A 16679-nucleotide genomic window follows, 5' to 3' on the forward strand; every position below is an offset into this window, starting at 1 on the left:
GTTACGATTTGTTTTTTTCCGTTTCCGCCTCTTTTGCTTCAATTTCTCGATACCAACGAGGGTGATGTTTTTTCGCCCAACGACGACTGACTTTCCCTTCAATCATCCCCTTAATCGAGCCTTTAACCCAAAATGCCATATACATATGGATCAGAATAGCGTGAATTAAGATGATTGCCGCCGCCGCATGGATAAATAAACTCCAGCGTACTAACCACATTGGGAATAAATGCGCAAAATATGGACGCCAGATAATGATCCCTGTTGCTAAGAGTACAAAAATCATACTCATGATGCTCCAGAACATCATTTTTTGTCCTGCGTTATATTTGCCTACATCTGCAACATGGTGTTCGTTACCTTTAAGAACCTCCACAATGTTCTTGATCCAAGGTAAATCTTGTTTATCTGGAATGTTATGTTTTACAAAACGGAAAAACATAAACATCAACACCACAAAGATTAATACGCCAAAGAATGGATGTAGGATCCGCCCCATTTGTGGTGTACCAAAGGTTTCAGTCAACCATTGCAATGTTGGGAAAAAGAGCGCTATCCCAGACAAAGCAACTAAAAAGAAGCAGATAACCACGGTCCAGTGGCATGCTCGGTCAATAAACTTTGTCCGAACAATCATTTTGCTCTTTTTACTCATGACCATCTTCCTCCTCTTCATCATCCACTTCTTTATTAGGGCCAACTCCAACATAGTGGAAAATCAACCCTGCAAAAGTGGCAATAAAGCCGACTACTGAAAGTGGTTTCAAGACTGCCTTCCACAAGTTAATCGGTGTATCAATTTGTGGATCCTTTGGTAACCCATGATATAACTCTGGATTATCCGCATGTTGGAGTACATACATCACATGTGTACCGCCCACGCCTTTAGGGTCGTAGATCCCTGCGTTTTTAAAACCACGTTTTTGTAGTTTATCGACACGCTCAGAGGCATATTCCAACATCTCTTTTTTAGTACCGAAATGAATAGCCCCTGTTGGGCAGGTTTTCACACAGGCTGGCTCTTGGCCTACCGCGACTCTATCCACACACAAAGTACATTTATAAACTCGATTATCTTTCGGGTTTAAACGAGGAATATTAAATGGGCATCCCGCAATACAATAACCACAACCGATACAGTGCTCAGATTGGAAATCCACAATACCATTTGCATATTGGATAATAGCGCCTGCTGAAGGGCAAGATTTTAAACAACCAGGATCCGTACAGTGCATACAGCCATCTTTACGGATAAGCCATTCTAACTTGCCATTTTCAGTCGTTTCGCTAAAACGCATCACTGTCCATGACTTAGCGCTCAAATCCAGAGGGTTGTCATAAACCCCCACACAATGGCCGACCTCATCACGAATGTCGTTCCATTCCGAACACGCCACCTGACAGGCTTTACAACCAATACAGGACGTTACATCAATGAGTTTCGCAACTTCAAACTTGTCATCACGCGCTTGTGGTGGAGGCGTAATACTGTTGGTCGCGGAACGTTTAATAATGTCTTGAGATTGCATTCGTTCCCTCCCTTACGCCTTCTCTATATTAACCAAAAACGCTTTATACTCAGGTGTCTGAGAGTTTGCGTCACCAACGGATGGTGTTAACGTATTCGTAATGAAGCCTTTTTGCGTTGCACCTTCAAAGCCCCAGTGGATCGGTACCCCAACCGTTTCTATCGGTTTACCATCGACCATCAACGTTTGTAAGCGCTGTGTCACAACGGCTACTGCTTTAATGAAGCCACGTTGACTGCTCACTTTGACTCTATCGCCATTTGCGATACCTTTTGCCTTCGCCAAGGTTTCACTGATCTCAACGAATTGTTCAGGCTGCACAATCGCATTTAAACGCGCATGCTTCGTCCACGTATGGAAATGCTCCGTTAAGCGGTAAGTCGTTCCGACATAAGGGAACTGCTCATGGTTTCCAAGGCGCTTTTTATCGTCCTCAAAAATACGTGCCGCTGGGTTAGAAACGACATTTGGATGTAGCGGGTTCGTACCTAATGGGGTTTCAAACGGCTCATAATGTTCAGGGAATGGCCCTTCCGCCATTTTATCAATTGCAAATAGACGGCCTAAACCTTCAGGTTGCATGATAAATGGCCCAGTACCGACTTCAGGTGCCGAAGCATTAAAGTCAGGAATATCATTACCGACCCATTTTTTCCCATTCCACTCGATCAACATCCGTTTTTTATCCCATGGCTTACCTTGTGTATCACAAGATGCACGGTTATAAATCACGCGGCGATTCAGTGGCCATGCCCACGCCCAACCTAATGTATTTCCGAGTCCTGATGGGTCACTGTTATCACGGTTTGCCATCTGGTTCCCTTTTTCGGTCCAGCAACCAGTATAAATCCAGCAAGACGAGGCCGTAGAGCCGTCATCGCGTAACAGCGCGAACGAGCTAAGCAGTTCACCTTTTTTGGCTTGCAAATTACCGTCAGCGTCATACAAATCGACCAATGCAACGCCATTGTTCTCTTTCGCAACTTCTTCTGATTCAGGATGGAATTGGCGTTTGTAATCCCAACGCATCTGCATTAATTGATCACGACCTTTCCCGCCTTCTTGCTCATAAAGCTCGCGGATTTTATATAAAATACCGGTTAAGATCTGGCCGTCATTACGTGCTTCACCCGGTGCGTCTGCTGCCTTCCAGTGCCATTGCAACCAACGGCCTGAGTTAGCAATCGAACCATCTTCTTCGGCGAAACAGGTTGATGGCAAACGGAACACTTCAGTTTGGATAGATGCCGTATCAACGTCATTCATCTCACCATGGTTTTGCCAGAAATTAGCCGTTTCCGTCACCAAAGGGTCAACAATAACTAAGTACTTCAATTTACTTAAGCAGCTAACTACTTTGTTCTTGTCCGGGAACGATGCAACAGGGTTAAAACCTTGGCAAATATAGCCATTAACTTGATCTTTACTCATCATGTCAAAATACTTCATGACATCATAAGCCTGATCCCATTTTGGCAACCAATCATAGCCCCATTGATTATCTTTTTGCGCAGCATCACCATAGAAAGACTTCATCAAACTGACAAAGAATTTTGGATAGTTACTCCAATAGTTAACCTGATTTGGCAACGTTGCTTTTGGTGTATTAGCAGCTAAATAGCTGTCTACTGTCACCATTTTTTCAGAAGGCAAAGTGAGATATCCCGGTAGACTTGTTGATAACAAACCGAGATCCGTCAGCCCTTGAATATTTGAGTGACCACGCAGCGCATTCACCCCACCACCAGCCATACCCATATTGCCGAGCAGCAATTGGATCATCGCCATAGTACGAATATTTTGTGCACCAACAGTATGTTGAGTCCAACCTAACGCATATAAGAACGTTGTTGTTCTATCGGCAGCGCTGGTTGAAGCCAAAATTTCGCAGACTTTTAAAAAGTCATCTTTTGGTGTACCACAAATTTGTTCGACGATTTCGGGTGTATAACGAGAAACGTGCTGTTTGAGCAAATTCCATACACAACGAGGATGTTGTAAAGAGTCATCACGCAACGCATGACCATTTTCATCAAATTGATAGTTCCACGTGGTCTTATCATAAGCGCGTTTTTCCGCGTTATAACCACTAAATAGACCATCTTCAAAGCTGAAATCATCCCTTACCAAGAGTGCCGCATTGGTATAGTGTTGTACGTACTCTTTATTAATTTTGTTATTTTCTATCAGATACAGTAGTACCCCAGACAAGAAGGTAATGTCAGTACCTGAGCGAATAGGCACATAGTGATCAGCCACTGATGCCGTACGCGTAAAACGTGGATCAATGACAATCAGTGTGGCATCGTTGTTATTTTTCGCTTCAATTGCCCAGCGGAATCCAACAGGATGTGCTTCCGCAGCATTTCCGCCCATCACAACGACGACATTAGCATTTTTGATATCAACCCAGTGGTTGGTCATCGCACCGCGACCAAATGTTGGAGCAAGACTTGCTACCGTTGGTCCGTGTCAGACACGCGCTTGGTTATCAACCGCTAACATCCCGAGGGAGCGTGCAAATTTCTGAGTTAACATACCGGTTTCGTTGCTCGCCGCGGATGCACAAAGCATCCCTGTCGATAACCAACGATTTACCGTTGTTCCTTGTTCATTTTTTTCGATGAAATTTGCGTCTCGGTCATCTTTCATTAACCGAGCAATACGGGTGAAAGCTTCATCCCAACTTATACGCTGCCATTTATCAGAGCCTGGTGCGCGATATTCAGGATAACGTAGTCGATTTTCACTATGGATGTAATCAAGTAGGCCCGCCCCTTTAGGACATAAAGCTCCACGGTTAACAGGATGATCCGGATCTCCTTCAACATGGAAAATAGCGGATTTAGCATTCATGGCACCATCGCCCATGCTATAGATTAATAATCCACACCCTACAGAACAGTAAGTACAAGTATTACGAGTCTCTTTAGACCGTAGTAATTTATATTCACGTACATTGGCCATTGCCGTTGCTGGCATAAAACCTAACGCTGCTACAGTAGTACCTGCCATCCCGCCGGCACAGATTTTAAAAAACTTTCTGCGACTGACGTTCATTGCTTCCCTCTTTATATTTATTGTCATTACCCTAAATAATCCAAGCATGCGATAGGTGGCTAACAACGCTATTTCGAGACAAAGATAAATTCTATAACTCGAATTAATCGGTGCAGTCCAACACTAAGCAACTTGAAACAAAATGGGTATAAGTCGGTCGCAGAATATCAGCGTATGATAATTATATATTGCCTAAAATCAATGAATGTGAAAATAAAAGGTAAATTAATATTAACTGAGTAGTTAATCTCCAATTAAATATACTACCAATAGAGTAGCTATTTTAAATATTGATACAGATCAATTAACGATAAATTTATAAATTGCAAAAATACAATTCAGATCAAAATATAAAAACCACAAGACCAAACAAAAATAAAACTTAAACCAAATAACGCGCTATTTATCATTATTATTAAATTTAACTTTAGGAATACGTAATTTTACTTTAATTCAAATAATCATCCAACTAAAAACAAAAATCCCTTTTCATTAATAAGCGTTAACTAATTATATTAATTTAAAATTAAACGCTATTTCCAACCACTAATAATAATACCAGCACCAATAAATACTACTACAGCCCCCACCCAGTCCGTTGTGTTTAATGATACACCATCGACTATACGCAACCATATCAATGCAGTTGCAATATAGATCCCCCCATATGTTGCATAAATTCGCCCACTTGCTTCAGGATGGAGTGTCAGCAACCAAACAAACAACATTAAACATAGTGCAGCAGGCAAAAGTAACCATGCACCACCTTGCTTTTTCATCCATAAATACGGGAAATAGCAACCTGCAATCTCAGCTAACGCCGTTAAAAAGAATAAACCAATAATGTTTAGTGACATAAAAGTATTCTCTACATTAGAACCGTTTTCAAACACGGGAAGATTGCATTAATTGATTATTTGCCTTTAATAATTCAATACATTCCTGTGCACCACGCTTTAACACCTGACCTTTCAAGCAAACAATATGTATCGGTAGCTCTAAACCATTCGGCGTATTTTTAAACTCTAATCGTTTCAGTGAACCCTGCTGTAATTTATCTTTAATTAAAGAGAGGGGTAAATTTCCCCATCCCATTCCAGCTTCAACTAATCCCAATGCCATTGAAAAATTATCTGTTCGCCAATAATTAGTCGCAACTACAGCACGAATATCGCTGAGCTGATGCTGAAAACTAGTAATAATTATTTGACGAGTTTGCACGAGATCTTCCATATATAAGGAAGCTGAATGCCCAATTGATGGATGTTTTGATGAGATGGTTGCGACTAAAGACTCATAGCCAATACAGTGAAACTGCTCTTGTGAATTGACCGATATACCACCAAATGCAATGGCTAATTGAATATGATTTTGATGCAATAAAGGTAAAATATCATCTTGAGGCGCGGTCATTAATTCCACATGCATTAATGGGTAGCGCTGACTCAATATTTTTAGCGCATCAAATAATAAATCAGGGTTAATTCCTTCCGCAATTCCAATCGTTAACGTACTTTCTACCCCTTGAGTCAACTCGCGAGAAAATACATTCAACTGCCATAGATTATCCACAATATTACGTGCATAAGGTGCTAAGGCCAGCGCTTTTTCGGTTGGTTTAGGCTCCCTTGTATGCCTTTCAAACAGCAAAAAGCCCAACTCCGCCTCTAAATTGGCGATAGCCATACTCACCGCGGACGGCACACGGTGTAATGCCCTTGCCGCTGCTGAAAAAGATCCTTTTTCTAATACCGTTAAAAAGATCATTAAATTATCACTGTTAAATGGCATCTCTAACCTTTCAATAATATTGATAGTAGCTGACTTTTATTATCATCAATCTTGATTTAATTTACCAGACCTGACGACACAGTAAATGAGATAAAACATGCAAGGTATTAAGCGTAAAATTGTTTTTATCACCGCCTATGAAGTGATTGGCTGGGTGATTTCATCATTAGCACTCGCATTTCTTTCGGGGAATTCAGCGGGTACAACTGGGCCATTGGCTTTGGTAATAACCACCATCGCCGTTAGTTGGAACTTTATTTTCAATGTCGCTTTTGAATATTGGGAATCCAAACAGAAATCCCGAATTCGCACATTTCGCCGCCGGTTTGCCCATGCGGTTTTATTTCAATTAACCTTGGTGATCTTTCTAATTCCATTGATTGCTTGGTGGCTATCAATTAGCTTGTTACAAGCTCTGATATTGGATTTTGCTTTAATTATTTTTATCCCTATCTACACATTCTTTTTTAATTGGGCCTTTGACAAGATATTTGGGCTTCCGGCATCTGCCTTGCCGCAACAGGAGCACAGTCATTAATGAGCTAACTCAAATAGCCATCCTAAATAAGGATGGCTATTTGGTTGTTGACGAAATAGTTAGAATAACCCGCAAACACTAGCCAATCATATTATCATTCACTGACCATCCCATCATTACTCCACCCACTTCTTCAATAGAGTGACTGTTGTCGTTCAAACAATGCCGCTTTCTACCTTCCAGCCAACTGAATGAGAGAGCGTTTTCCCTTCCTTTGAAGCGGATAACATTCCTCGCTGGTAACATGCCTCCATGATTTCATGGGTATACAGAATCAAACTCGCGCAATTCCTTGGCGACGATAACTTTGATCAACAACCATCGCTTCAAGGTAATTCACCGAAATGAGGCCATCATGAATTGCCCTATTTCTCTGTAACGGTCATAAATGACTTTTTTGGCTACACTAGAACGTTTTCACCGTTTTAATAGCCCCTAGTTAAACACTGAACTAGGGGATTCTGTTATTCCAGATCCTCCCCATGACTCGCGATGACTTTTTGATACCAGTAGAAGGATTTTTTTTTCTTTCGTTCACGTGTTCCCCTACCTTGATCGTCAAGATCAACATAAATAAAGCCATAGCGTTTACTTAATTCCCCAGTGGACGCAGCAACCAAATCAATACAAGACCATGCTGTGTAGCCGATTACCGGAATACCATCCCCAATAGCCTCAGCCATAGCACGAATATGGCTACGTAAGTAGCTAATCCGATAATCATCATTAATTTCCCCGTCTTCCGTCACTTCATCTTTTGCACCGAACCCATTTTCGACTAAAAAAAGTGGTTTTTGATAACGGTCATACATCATATTCATCGTGATACGTAAGCCCAAGGGATCGATACCCCATCCCCAATCACTAACCTTGATATAGGGGTTTTTCAAGGACTTAACGACGTTGGCTTCGCTGCTATTCTGCTCGTTCATTTCTGCGGAAGTGCAACGGGAAGTGTAGTAACTAAAAGAGACAAAATCGACGGTATTGGTGAGAATCGCTTCATCTTCTGGCTCTACAACAAGCGAAATGTTCTTCTCTTTAAATAAGCGAGTCGCATAAGCTGGATAATATCCACGTACCTGTATATCCGTGAAAAAGAGGTTCTCGCGATCTTTATTCAGTGCCGCCCATACATCATCAGGACGACATGACCAAGGATAAAATCCCCCTCCAGCTAACATACAGCCAACTTGGTTTTCAGGATTAACTTCATGCGCAATACATGTCGCTAAAGCGCTGGCCACTAACACATGATGAGCTGCTTGATATTTAACCTGTTCAGGATCTTCATCAGCCTTGAAAACAAGCCCTGCGGCAGAAAAAGGGCTGTGCAGCATAATGTTGATTTCATTGAAAGTAAGCCAGTACTTTACTAAGCCATTAAACTCTTCGAAACAGGTTCGCGCGTAGCGGCTAAAAAAATCCACCATTTTTCGGTTACGCCATGAACCATACTCAGTCACCAAGTGCATGGGAACATCGAAATGGCATAAAGTAACGAGTGGCTCAATATTGTATTTCTTACACTCATTAAACAGATCACGATAGAAAGCAATGCCTTCAGCATTAGGCGCCAACTCATCACCATTAGGATAAAGCCGACTCCATGCGATGGACGTTCTAAACACACTAAAGCCCATTTCCGCGAACAGTGCGATGTCTTCTTTATAGTGATGATAAAAATCAATAGATTGGTGACTGGGGTAATATTCATCCTTACGTAAGCTATAGCGTTGTTCCAACCCCAGTTTAACCGGCATCCGATGACTACCATAAGGGATCATGTCCACCGTGGTCAGCCCTTTTCCACTTTCACGGTATGCTCCCTCAGCTTGATTGGCTGAGATAGCTCCCCCCCAAAGGAAATTCTTGGGGAATTTTGCTGTGGACATACGTGTTTCTCCTGATTTATTCATTCACTCAGATAATTATTTGTTACGAACGAGATAAAGCCTGTGCTACCTGTTTTGGTTTATCATCCTGTTTTTCAACAGGAATATCTTCAAACCCAAGTAGCAGTGTCACAATAAATGACATTACCACCGACAAGATCATGACTCCAAATACCCAAACGATACTCGTCGGATTTTGTGGATCAAAAAACTGTACGCTGGTGAATAGACCCGGAGCGGCCATAGAGTGACTTGCTAAACCACCGATTCCAGCAATTGCACCACAGAAAAATCCAGTGATTAAACAAGCGATTAAAGGTTTCTTAAGACGTATTACTACGCCATACAGTGCAGGCTCTGTGATCCCGGCGACAATCGCTGAGGCCGCAGCGGCAAGTGCCGTCTGACGTAATTCAGGGTTTTTCGTCCTCCAAGCAACCGCCAGCGATGAGCCACCCAATGAGAGGTTGGCACCAATTTCAGATGGCATCACCATGCCTTCTTTTCCTGTCTCAGCAATTGTCTGAATAATGGTTGGAGTAAATACTCGATGCATACCCGTCATGACAAGCAGTGGCCAAATAGCTCCCATAATGGCGACAGATAACCAACCAAGATAGTCATGAATAGTGTAAACCAGCGCTGAAATGCCACTCCCAATCCAGACCCCCATCGGCCCAATCAGGATAATGGCAATCGGCGAAGCTATCAGCACAATGAGCATCGGTTTAAGGAAATTCTTTGTAACCGCAGGGGTGATTTTATCAATCCACTTTTCAATATAAGAGAGGATCCAAGTCATGCATAATGCAGGGATCACAGTATAGGTGTATTTTACTGGAGTAATTGAAATTCCAATAAAATCGACAGGTTGACCTTGCGCTGCTTTAGCCATTAATTCAATAAATGCTGGATGCACCAACACCCCTGAAATAGCAATGGCGAGCGACATATTGGTTTTGAATTTCAGTGCAGCAGAGGCGGCAACCATAATCGGTAAGAAGAAAAATGCCCCATCACCAATGACATTGAGCAAAATAAATGTGGAGGAACTTTTTGTCAGAATACCAGACATCTCGAGGATCATGGCCAGTAATTTTACCATTGACGCGCCAATAATCGCAGGGATCAGCGGTGACATCGTGCTGATTAAAGCATCGAGAATACCGCTTCCTACACGGCGAAAGGACCAGCTTTTTTTAGCGATAAGTTGAGTTTCCTGCACAGCTCCTTCTGGTAGCAACTTGATCACTTGCTCATAAACCTTTGAAACTGTATTACCAATGATGATCTGATACTGTAAGTCCATCTTCACTACACCCAGCACACCATCGATACTTTTTAAGCGTGCAAGGTCAACAGGCTTATCGCTTTTCAATACAAGCCGCAGACGGGTCATACAGTGAGTAATAGCAGTGATATTTTCACTCCCGCCAATAGCATCAACAATTGCACGGGAAACAGCCACATAGTTCTTTGACATAATTAAATGCTCTCTTGTAATCACACTTTTCATTCAGCGGTATGCAGCTATACCCGTAACGAATACATATTCTGGTTTTTTGTAAACGCACCTAAACCTATGTATTAATAGATATTTAATATCATTGCTTAAGTGTTTATATTACTGGGCAACAAATAGGTAACCGGTTACATATAATATTTAATATATTTGAAAGTAGTTCAAGACGTTTATTATTTTAATTGTTTTTATGTGACAGTTTTCACGTAATAGGATTGGGTTTTGGCTGGGATCCGCTTTGGTAGTGACATAGACCTCTGCATCTCCCTATATAAAAGTGTAAAATGATTTTGATATCAATTTGTCAGGATAAAGATATGTCTACAATGCAGGAAGTAGCGAAACGGGCAAACGTATCAAAAGCGACAGTTTCGCGAGTACTATCTGGAAAAGGCTACACCAGCGAGGAGACCAAAGTACGGGTCTATCAAGCCATTGAAGAAACCGGCTATCGTCCTAATTTACTAGCGCGTCACCTTTCAACCAGCAAATCCGCCTGCATTGGTTTGGTGGTGACCAATAATCTTTATCAGGGCAGTTATTTTAATGAAATCCTGTCACAAGCAGCAAAAAAACTAGAGGACAACGGCCGGCAACTGCTCCTTGTTGATGGAAAGCACAGTGCAGAGGAAGAGCATGCTGCGATTCAATTTTTGCTCGGATTGCGTTGTGATGCGATTATTGTTTATTCACGCTTTCTGAGTATTAGCCAGATAGATGAAATAATTGATCAACATACCCAACCGATTATGGTTGTGAACCGTAAACTGAGAAAAAATCACAGTCACTGTGTTGTCTGCGATCATAGGGGCGCCAGTTTTAATGCGACACAGTATCTCATTTCCCGAGGGCATAAAGAAATTGCCTTTATCACTGGTTCAATGGACTCGCCAACCGCGATTGAACGCCTGTCTGGTTATAAATATGCCTTATCTGCCAATGGTATTGATATTAATGAGTCACTAATTATTTCTGGTCACTGGACACCATCTTGTGGTACTCAGGCCGTAATAAAATTACAGCAGCAAGCGACGCCTTTCACCGCTATTCTAGCCAGTAATGACGATATGGCCATTGGTGCAATCAAAGCGTTGGATGATACAGGTATAACCGTTCCACACCACGTTTCCGTTATCGGTTTCGATGATATTCCATTAGCCCCCTTCCTAAAACCTGCTTTATCCAGCATTAAAGATCCCATAAGTGCAATGATTAATGAGGCGATCCATCGCACTATTTCGATGCTTGATGGTGGCTATTTTTCAAAAGAAAACATCTTTACGTCTGAATTGAAAATAAGGGATTCAGTCGCTGATGGCCCTTATTTGTAGCGACCCACTATTGATCTCGTATGAATTTGGTGGCTATCAATGAGTTTGTTACAAGCCCTGATATTGGATTTGGCTTTAATTATGTGTATATCTATCTACACATTCTTTATTAATTGAGCCTTTGACAAGATATTTGGCTTACCCAAAACCAGCATTACCACAAGAAGCGCAGATAACTTAATAATACCAATACGCCATCCATCATAAGGATGGCGATTACTTAACTCTTAACAAAAAATAGAGAGAATCTTTTCGCTAGTGGCAGAACGACCAGTACGGTAGGAAAAGCAATTATCCATGATAACATCCAAGAACTTAACCAAGGTGCTAGCATTTCACTATTCAACCCTAACGCTTTAACTGTACTGATTAAAGAAACAATACCACTCATCACTAATGACAAGAAAAAAGGGATCAAAAAGATCAGTGCTCTGGTGGGAAGTTTAGGTATTCCAAAGAGGGTATTTTTATTTTGTGAAGACATCGTGCAGACTCCAAATAAGACGAACACAACAGCATATAACTGTTGCATGACAAGTTATATGCGTTGATTAACGTAAACGCTTACGAGTCCTTAGACTAAAAATCAGCCTGTATTCTATATATAACAATTTCGTTGTCAAACTGAATTACCATTTAATGGTTTTATTTTTATCAATAAAATGAAAACTAACCTAAATATTATTAACAGTAATCCAGAATAATAACGCTATATTATCAATATTGATTACCACTGATCACCGCCACGAAAATCACAGTAAAGCGAAGCGGTAAAATCAACCTCACCATCCGCTTTCCAGCCCATGACTCCGCCTTCTTCTTCAATAGAACGGATATAGCTCCCTTGTTTCAATTCAAACAACTTACCTTTCCAGATTTGCCATCCAACCGAATGATACAATTTTTGTCCATCATCCGAAGCCGACAGCAGCCCTAATTGATAACACGAAGCTATAATTTTATTGGTTTGCAGCATCAATTGCCGCCCAATACCTTGGCGACGATAACTTTGTTCAACCACCATCGCTTCAACATACCCTACAGAGATAGGCGTATTATCTAGGGCCATATGGCGTTGAATAATTGCAACATGACCAACCAATTTTTGTTGATCAAAAGCCATGACGTGCATTCCACCTAAAGTGTGCGCGAAATCGTCATGCGAAAAATCGCCTTCAAAACCTTCAATTAATAAATCGTAAAGCGCTTCTTTTTCACTCAGTGTCAATTGGCTGGTATGCAGACTGCGGTATTCTATGCCTATAAAAACCTATATTAAAGTCGATTAAAGATACCGATACATTATAACGCCATTGAACCACCAAAAAGCGAAACAATCGTGCACTTTTCTTCACTTAACAGCTTATTATGGCACCGTATGTCGCTCGATTTGCTTTTTAATAAACGAATAAAGTTGCTGAAACTCTTCTTGTGAAGAAAACACTCGTGTAGGGAAAATAATAAAACCATTATCTCCAACATGGACAAATATCAAATCTTCTTGCACATCAACCTTGTTAACTCGAGGCCATAACACCTTATACATACTGTTATCTTGAATGGACTCAATAAAATAACGGTTAATTTTAATATGTCTAATATATGTCTCATCATTTTGCTCTTTGTGTTCATATTTTTTCATAAAATATTTTTCTAACACACTAGAAAGAAGGAGCGCCATCACTGCTATGACAATAAATGCTAGGGCTGTGCCACTCATTCTTTGTAAGCGAGCCATACTCGGGTCTATCTCTGTCGATAACAACAGCAATAATGCAATAGCAAAAAAGAATAATAAACCGATGACAAGACTATACAAGCTTAGATTGGCTATATTAAGGACCCAATGATAGGGTTTAGCCACGCTTATCACTTTGTTTGCTTTTATATACTTTTGTATTTTTCGTATTTCAGAAATAGAAAGTGAAAACTTGATGTCATAACGGTCTTTCATCTCACTAATGCCCCCAAACATTGGCTTTTAGTCTATCTTGGCAAGTATCACTATAGAGATATAAAAATGATATTTCCTCATGAAATATCACCCATAATAGTCTTATTCAGACACGTTAAGTTATGATAACAACAATATTTCCACCATTCTATGAAAGGAAAATTGACTAAACCGTATTGGTGAGTTTACCTCTAACAATAACCTTTGCTGGCTTCGCTGTTTCATCCGATGCCCTTCTCACCGCCATGTTAATCACTTGCCAAGAGATTTCTTGCAAATCGTGCGAGATACAAGGGAAGTTAAAACCATAAATTGATGAATAAGAGACCTCATCAATACTAAACAGTGAAACATCATCACGTAATGAAATTTGATGCTTAATACAAGCCTTGATGATCCCCAAAGAAATCTGGTTATTACAGCCGACAAAGAAATCAGGGGCACTGTTTTTTTGTAGATAGCTATCCGTTACTTTATAAGCTTCATCCATCAGAAAATCTGCATATAAAATTTCAACCTTATCGACACTTCCTTGTAATGCAGCTTTAAGCCCTGTCACCCTATCCCGTGCGACATTAGAATCTTCGGGTCCTGAAACAATGACAACACTTTTTGCCTCTTGTGACTGTATAAAACGCCCGGCTTGCAAACCACAGTCTAAATTATCAATATAAACACCACTACAGTGCTTAATATCAACTTCTCGGTCGACTAAAATAACGGGGATATTTAGCAGCTCAAGCTGCCGAAAATAATCGGGCTTATAAAAACGATCAGACGAAACCACAGAAAGAATGATGGCGTCAACATTATAACCTATCAACTTTTCAATGATACGCGCCTCATTTTCCTTTGACTCATAAGAATCAAAAACCAATGTGTCGTACCCTACTTGATAGGCTTCTTGTGTCATCAACTTCGCTAAACCACCAAAAAATGGGTTCCCCATATCGGGGCTAACAATACCAATCGTTTTTGATGACTTAGCACGTAAATTGCGCGCTACGGCATTAACGACATAACCGATTTTGTCTGCCGCCTCTAAAATCCTTTTCAGCGTCTCGGGATGAACTTTATCTGGCTGAGAAAAAGCGCGTGATGCGGTGATTTTGCTGACATTAGCAAGCGCTGCGACATTTTCTAATGTCACTTTCTGTGACTTATGATCGGCCAATTTCATCTCCTTATTAAATTAAGTATCATTTCGTACCATTATAGTATCATTTAATCGTTTCAGTCATGCAAAACCGTAATATTATTCGACCCCTTCTAAACGTCGTACTCTTGGGTCGGTAAAAATATCAAATTCATCACGACTTTCACTTGAGAACTCAGAAACAACCGCTCCCATACTGCCAGCTTTAAACCAATGTAATGTATTAGGTTTTATCGTATACTGCTCTCCCGGTTTGAGTAAAATAAAGCGGTCACACTGATACCACTGCTCATCACCTTCTGGTTTAGGGCAAATCGGTTCCCCCGATTCATTTTTATTCAATGTTAACGAATCATCATCAACAAATAGGTATACTTCCCCCCACCGACAACGAAAAGTTTCTTGCTTACCCATTGAAGAGCCAAACGGTGGATGCCGATGCTCAGGGCAAACCTGATGGGGAAACAGCACCAACTCTTTAGCACAATAACGTTCGCTATTACAATAAGTTAACAGTTGTAAGCCTGAACGTGGATAGTCTGGTAATCCAAAACTGGCGATCTCAATTCGTGCTTTTTCTTCTTCTGTGAGACGGATATGTGCTTTTTCTAGAAAATTAACGACTTGCTGCCGATAGTGTGCTTTATTCATGCTCTGCTCTCCTTAATGATACCGATAACATTATAACGGCATCCCCCCCTCAAAAAATGTGATCAGGTAGCCTATTCTTCCGCTTTTGTTTACAAAAATGCCACTCATTTAATGAAACTATAACCTGCGTCACATAAAAATAATAAAATTCGATCTAATATCCGCATCATAAAAATGATATCGATACCATAAAAATGAGCCAGAGGTAATCATGAAAGCATTAGTACTCGAAAAAGCAGGGAAAATTTCTATTCAAGATTGGCAAAGTCCTGAAGTCCTTGGAGAGGATGATGTCGAAATTAAAATTCATACCGTAGGCATTTGCGGTAGTGATGTTCACTACTACCAACATGGTCGTATCGGCCCCTTCGTCGTTGAAAAGCCAATGATTTTGGGCCATGAAGCATCCGGCGTAATTACCGCTGTTGGTAAAAATGTCACTCATCTAAAAGTTGGCGATCGCGTATGTATGGAACCCGGTATTCCTAATTTACAATCCACGCAATCGCGCGCTGGCCTGTACAACCTCGATCCCGCTGTACGCTTTTGGGCGACTCCTCCTGTTGATGGTTGCCTACGCGAGAGCGTTATTCATCCCGCTGCGTTCACTTTTAAATTACCTGAAAATGTCTCTTTTGCTGAAGGCGCAATGGTTGAACCACTCGCTATCGGTATGCAAGCCGCGACCAAAGCTGAAATCAAGCCCGGTGATATCGCACTCGTTATTGGTGCGGGAACTATCGGTATTATCACCGCGTTGTCTGCACTCGCTGGCGGCTGTTCAGATGTCATCATCTGTGACCTCTTCAATAAAAAACTGGAAGTCGCTAAACAATATCCAGGCCTACACCCTATCAATAGCAAAGATACTCAAGCTATCGCCGATAAAGTTAATGAACTCACTGAAGGTAATGGGGTGAATGTCTTATTCGAATGCAGCGGAGCGAAAGCGGTGATCGCTAATATCACTGAGCATATGGCACCGGGTGGAACTGCCGTATTAGTTGGTATGCCAATTGATCCTGCACCTTTAGATATTGTTTCAGCGCAAGCGAAAGAAATTACGTTTAAAACCATTTTCCGTTACGCAAACATGTACCCACGTACTATCCGCCTACTCAGTTCCGGTAAGCTCAACGTAAAACCTTTGTTGTCAGCCACTTATAAGTTTAAAGACAGTGTTGAGGCTTATGAGCGTGCAGCTGAAGGCCGTCCAACCGATATTAAGATTGTGCTGGAAATGGAGTAATAC

15 protein-coding genes are annotated in these 16679 nt (G+C 41.1%); 3 read left to right on the forward strand and 12 right to left on the reverse strand.

What is annotated here, in order from left to right:
• Position 1: 1 nt before the first annotated feature.
• The 5 genes from fdnI to I3B46_RS14645 form a co-directional block, all read right to left on the reverse strand.
• On the reverse strand, positions 2 to 655 hold the full coding sequence (gene fdnI / locus I3B46_RS14625) for a formate dehydrogenase-N subunit gamma (protein WP_004918336.1): 654 nt from the start codon (positions 653 to 655) through the stop codon (positions 2 to 4).
• Positions 648 to 1529 (reverse strand): formate dehydrogenase subunit beta, encoded by an 882-nt coding sequence (gene fdxH, locus I3B46_RS14630; RefSeq protein WP_004918334.1) that lies wholly within the window; start codon positions 1527 to 1529, stop codon positions 648 to 650. Before fdxH ends, fdnI begins: the two co-directional genes overlap by 8 nt.
• 12 nt (positions 1530 to 1541) lie before the next feature.
• Positions 1542 to 4589, reverse strand: coding sequence for a formate dehydrogenase-N subunit alpha (gene fdnG / locus I3B46_RS14635; protein ID WP_102780659.1), 3048 nt, complete (start codon positions 4587 to 4589; stop codon positions 1542 to 1544).
• A gap of 533 nt (positions 4590 to 5122) precedes the next feature.
• Complete coding sequence (locus tag I3B46_RS14640; RefSeq protein ID WP_014657996.1) at positions 5123 to 5446, reverse strand: YnfA family protein; 324 nt, start codon at positions 5444 to 5446, stop codon at positions 5123 to 5125.
• 28 nt (positions 5447 to 5474) lie between these two features.
• On the reverse strand, positions 5475 to 6380 hold the full coding sequence (locus I3B46_RS14645; RefSeq protein WP_004918324.1) for a LysR family transcriptional regulator: 906 nt from the start codon (positions 6378 to 6380) through the stop codon (positions 5475 to 5477).
• 97 nt (positions 6381 to 6477) lie between these two features.
• On the opposite strand from I3B46_RS14645, the gene I3B46_RS14650 reads away from it, so the two are divergent.
• Complete coding sequence (locus I3B46_RS14650; RefSeq protein WP_004918323.1) at positions 6478 to 6918, forward strand: PACE efflux transporter; 441 nt, start codon at positions 6478 to 6480, stop codon at positions 6916 to 6918.
• Positions 6919 to 7382: 464 nt separating this feature from the next.
• Here the strand turns inward: I3B46_RS14650 and I3B46_RS14655 are convergent, their stop codons facing one another.
• Together I3B46_RS14655 and ascF are read right to left on the reverse strand one after the other, a co-directional pair.
• Positions 7383 to 8813, reverse strand: a complete 1431-nt coding sequence (locus tag I3B46_RS14655) for a 6-phospho-beta-glucosidase (protein ID WP_141173473.1) — start codon at positions 8811 to 8813, stop codon at positions 7383 to 7385.
• Positions 8814 to 8856: 43 nt separating this feature from the next.
• Entirely contained in the window at positions 8857 to 10296 is a 1440-nt protein-coding gene (gene ascF / locus I3B46_RS14660) for a PTS cellobiose/arbutin/salicin transporter subunit IIBC (protein WP_104873371.1), read from the reverse strand.
• A 356-nt stretch (positions 10297 to 10652) separates the two neighbouring features.
• On the opposite strand from ascF, the gene I3B46_RS14665 reads away from it, so the two are divergent.
• Complete coding sequence (locus I3B46_RS14665) at positions 10653 to 11666, forward strand: LacI family DNA-binding transcriptional regulator (RefSeq protein WP_042116444.1); 1014 nt, start codon at positions 10653 to 10655, stop codon at positions 11664 to 11666.
• Between the two features lie 220 nt (positions 11667 to 11886).
• Here the strand turns inward: I3B46_RS14665 and I3B46_RS14670 are convergent, their stop codons facing one another.
• The 5 genes from I3B46_RS14670 to I3B46_RS14690 form a co-directional block, all read right to left on the reverse strand.
• Complete coding sequence (locus I3B46_RS14670; RefSeq protein WP_014657992.1) at positions 11887 to 12150, reverse strand: DUF2798 domain-containing protein; 264 nt, start codon at positions 12148 to 12150, stop codon at positions 11887 to 11889.
• A gap of 243 nt (positions 12151 to 12393) precedes the next feature.
• A complete protein-coding gene (aac(2')-Ia, locus tag I3B46_RS14675; protein ID WP_004918308.1) occupies positions 12394 to 12930 on the reverse strand; it encodes an aminoglycoside N-acetyltransferase AAC(2')-Ia in 537 nt (178 codons plus the stop codon).
• A gap of 102 nt (positions 12931 to 13032) precedes the next feature.
• Positions 13033 to 13620, reverse strand: coding sequence for a YcxB family protein (locus I3B46_RS14680; RefSeq protein ID WP_230084753.1), 588 nt, complete (start codon positions 13618 to 13620; stop codon positions 13033 to 13035).
• A gap of 166 nt (positions 13621 to 13786) precedes the next feature.
• Positions 13787 to 14800, reverse strand: coding sequence for a LacI family DNA-binding transcriptional regulator (locus tag I3B46_RS14685; RefSeq protein WP_004918303.1), 1014 nt, complete (start codon positions 14798 to 14800; stop codon positions 13787 to 13789).
• A gap of 75 nt (positions 14801 to 14875) precedes the next feature.
• On the reverse strand, positions 14876 to 15427 hold the full coding sequence (locus tag I3B46_RS14690) for a D-lyxose/D-mannose family sugar isomerase (RefSeq protein ID WP_004918301.1): 552 nt from the start codon (positions 15425 to 15427) through the stop codon (positions 14876 to 14878).
• Positions 15428 to 15638: 211 nt separating this feature from the next.
• Between I3B46_RS14690 and I3B46_RS14695 the strand changes: the two genes are divergently transcribed.
• Positions 15639 to 16676 (forward strand): NAD(P)-dependent alcohol dehydrogenase, encoded by a 1038-nt coding sequence (locus I3B46_RS14695; RefSeq protein WP_004918299.1) that lies wholly within the window; start codon positions 15639 to 15641, stop codon positions 16674 to 16676.
• The last annotated feature ends 3 nt before the right edge of the window (positions 16677 to 16679 follow it).

The sequence above is a fragment of the Providencia sp. 2.29 genome, assembly GCF_015832305.1.
GTDB classification, from domain to species: Bacteria; Pseudomonadota; Gammaproteobacteria; order Enterobacterales; family Enterobacteriaceae; genus Providencia; species Providencia stuartii.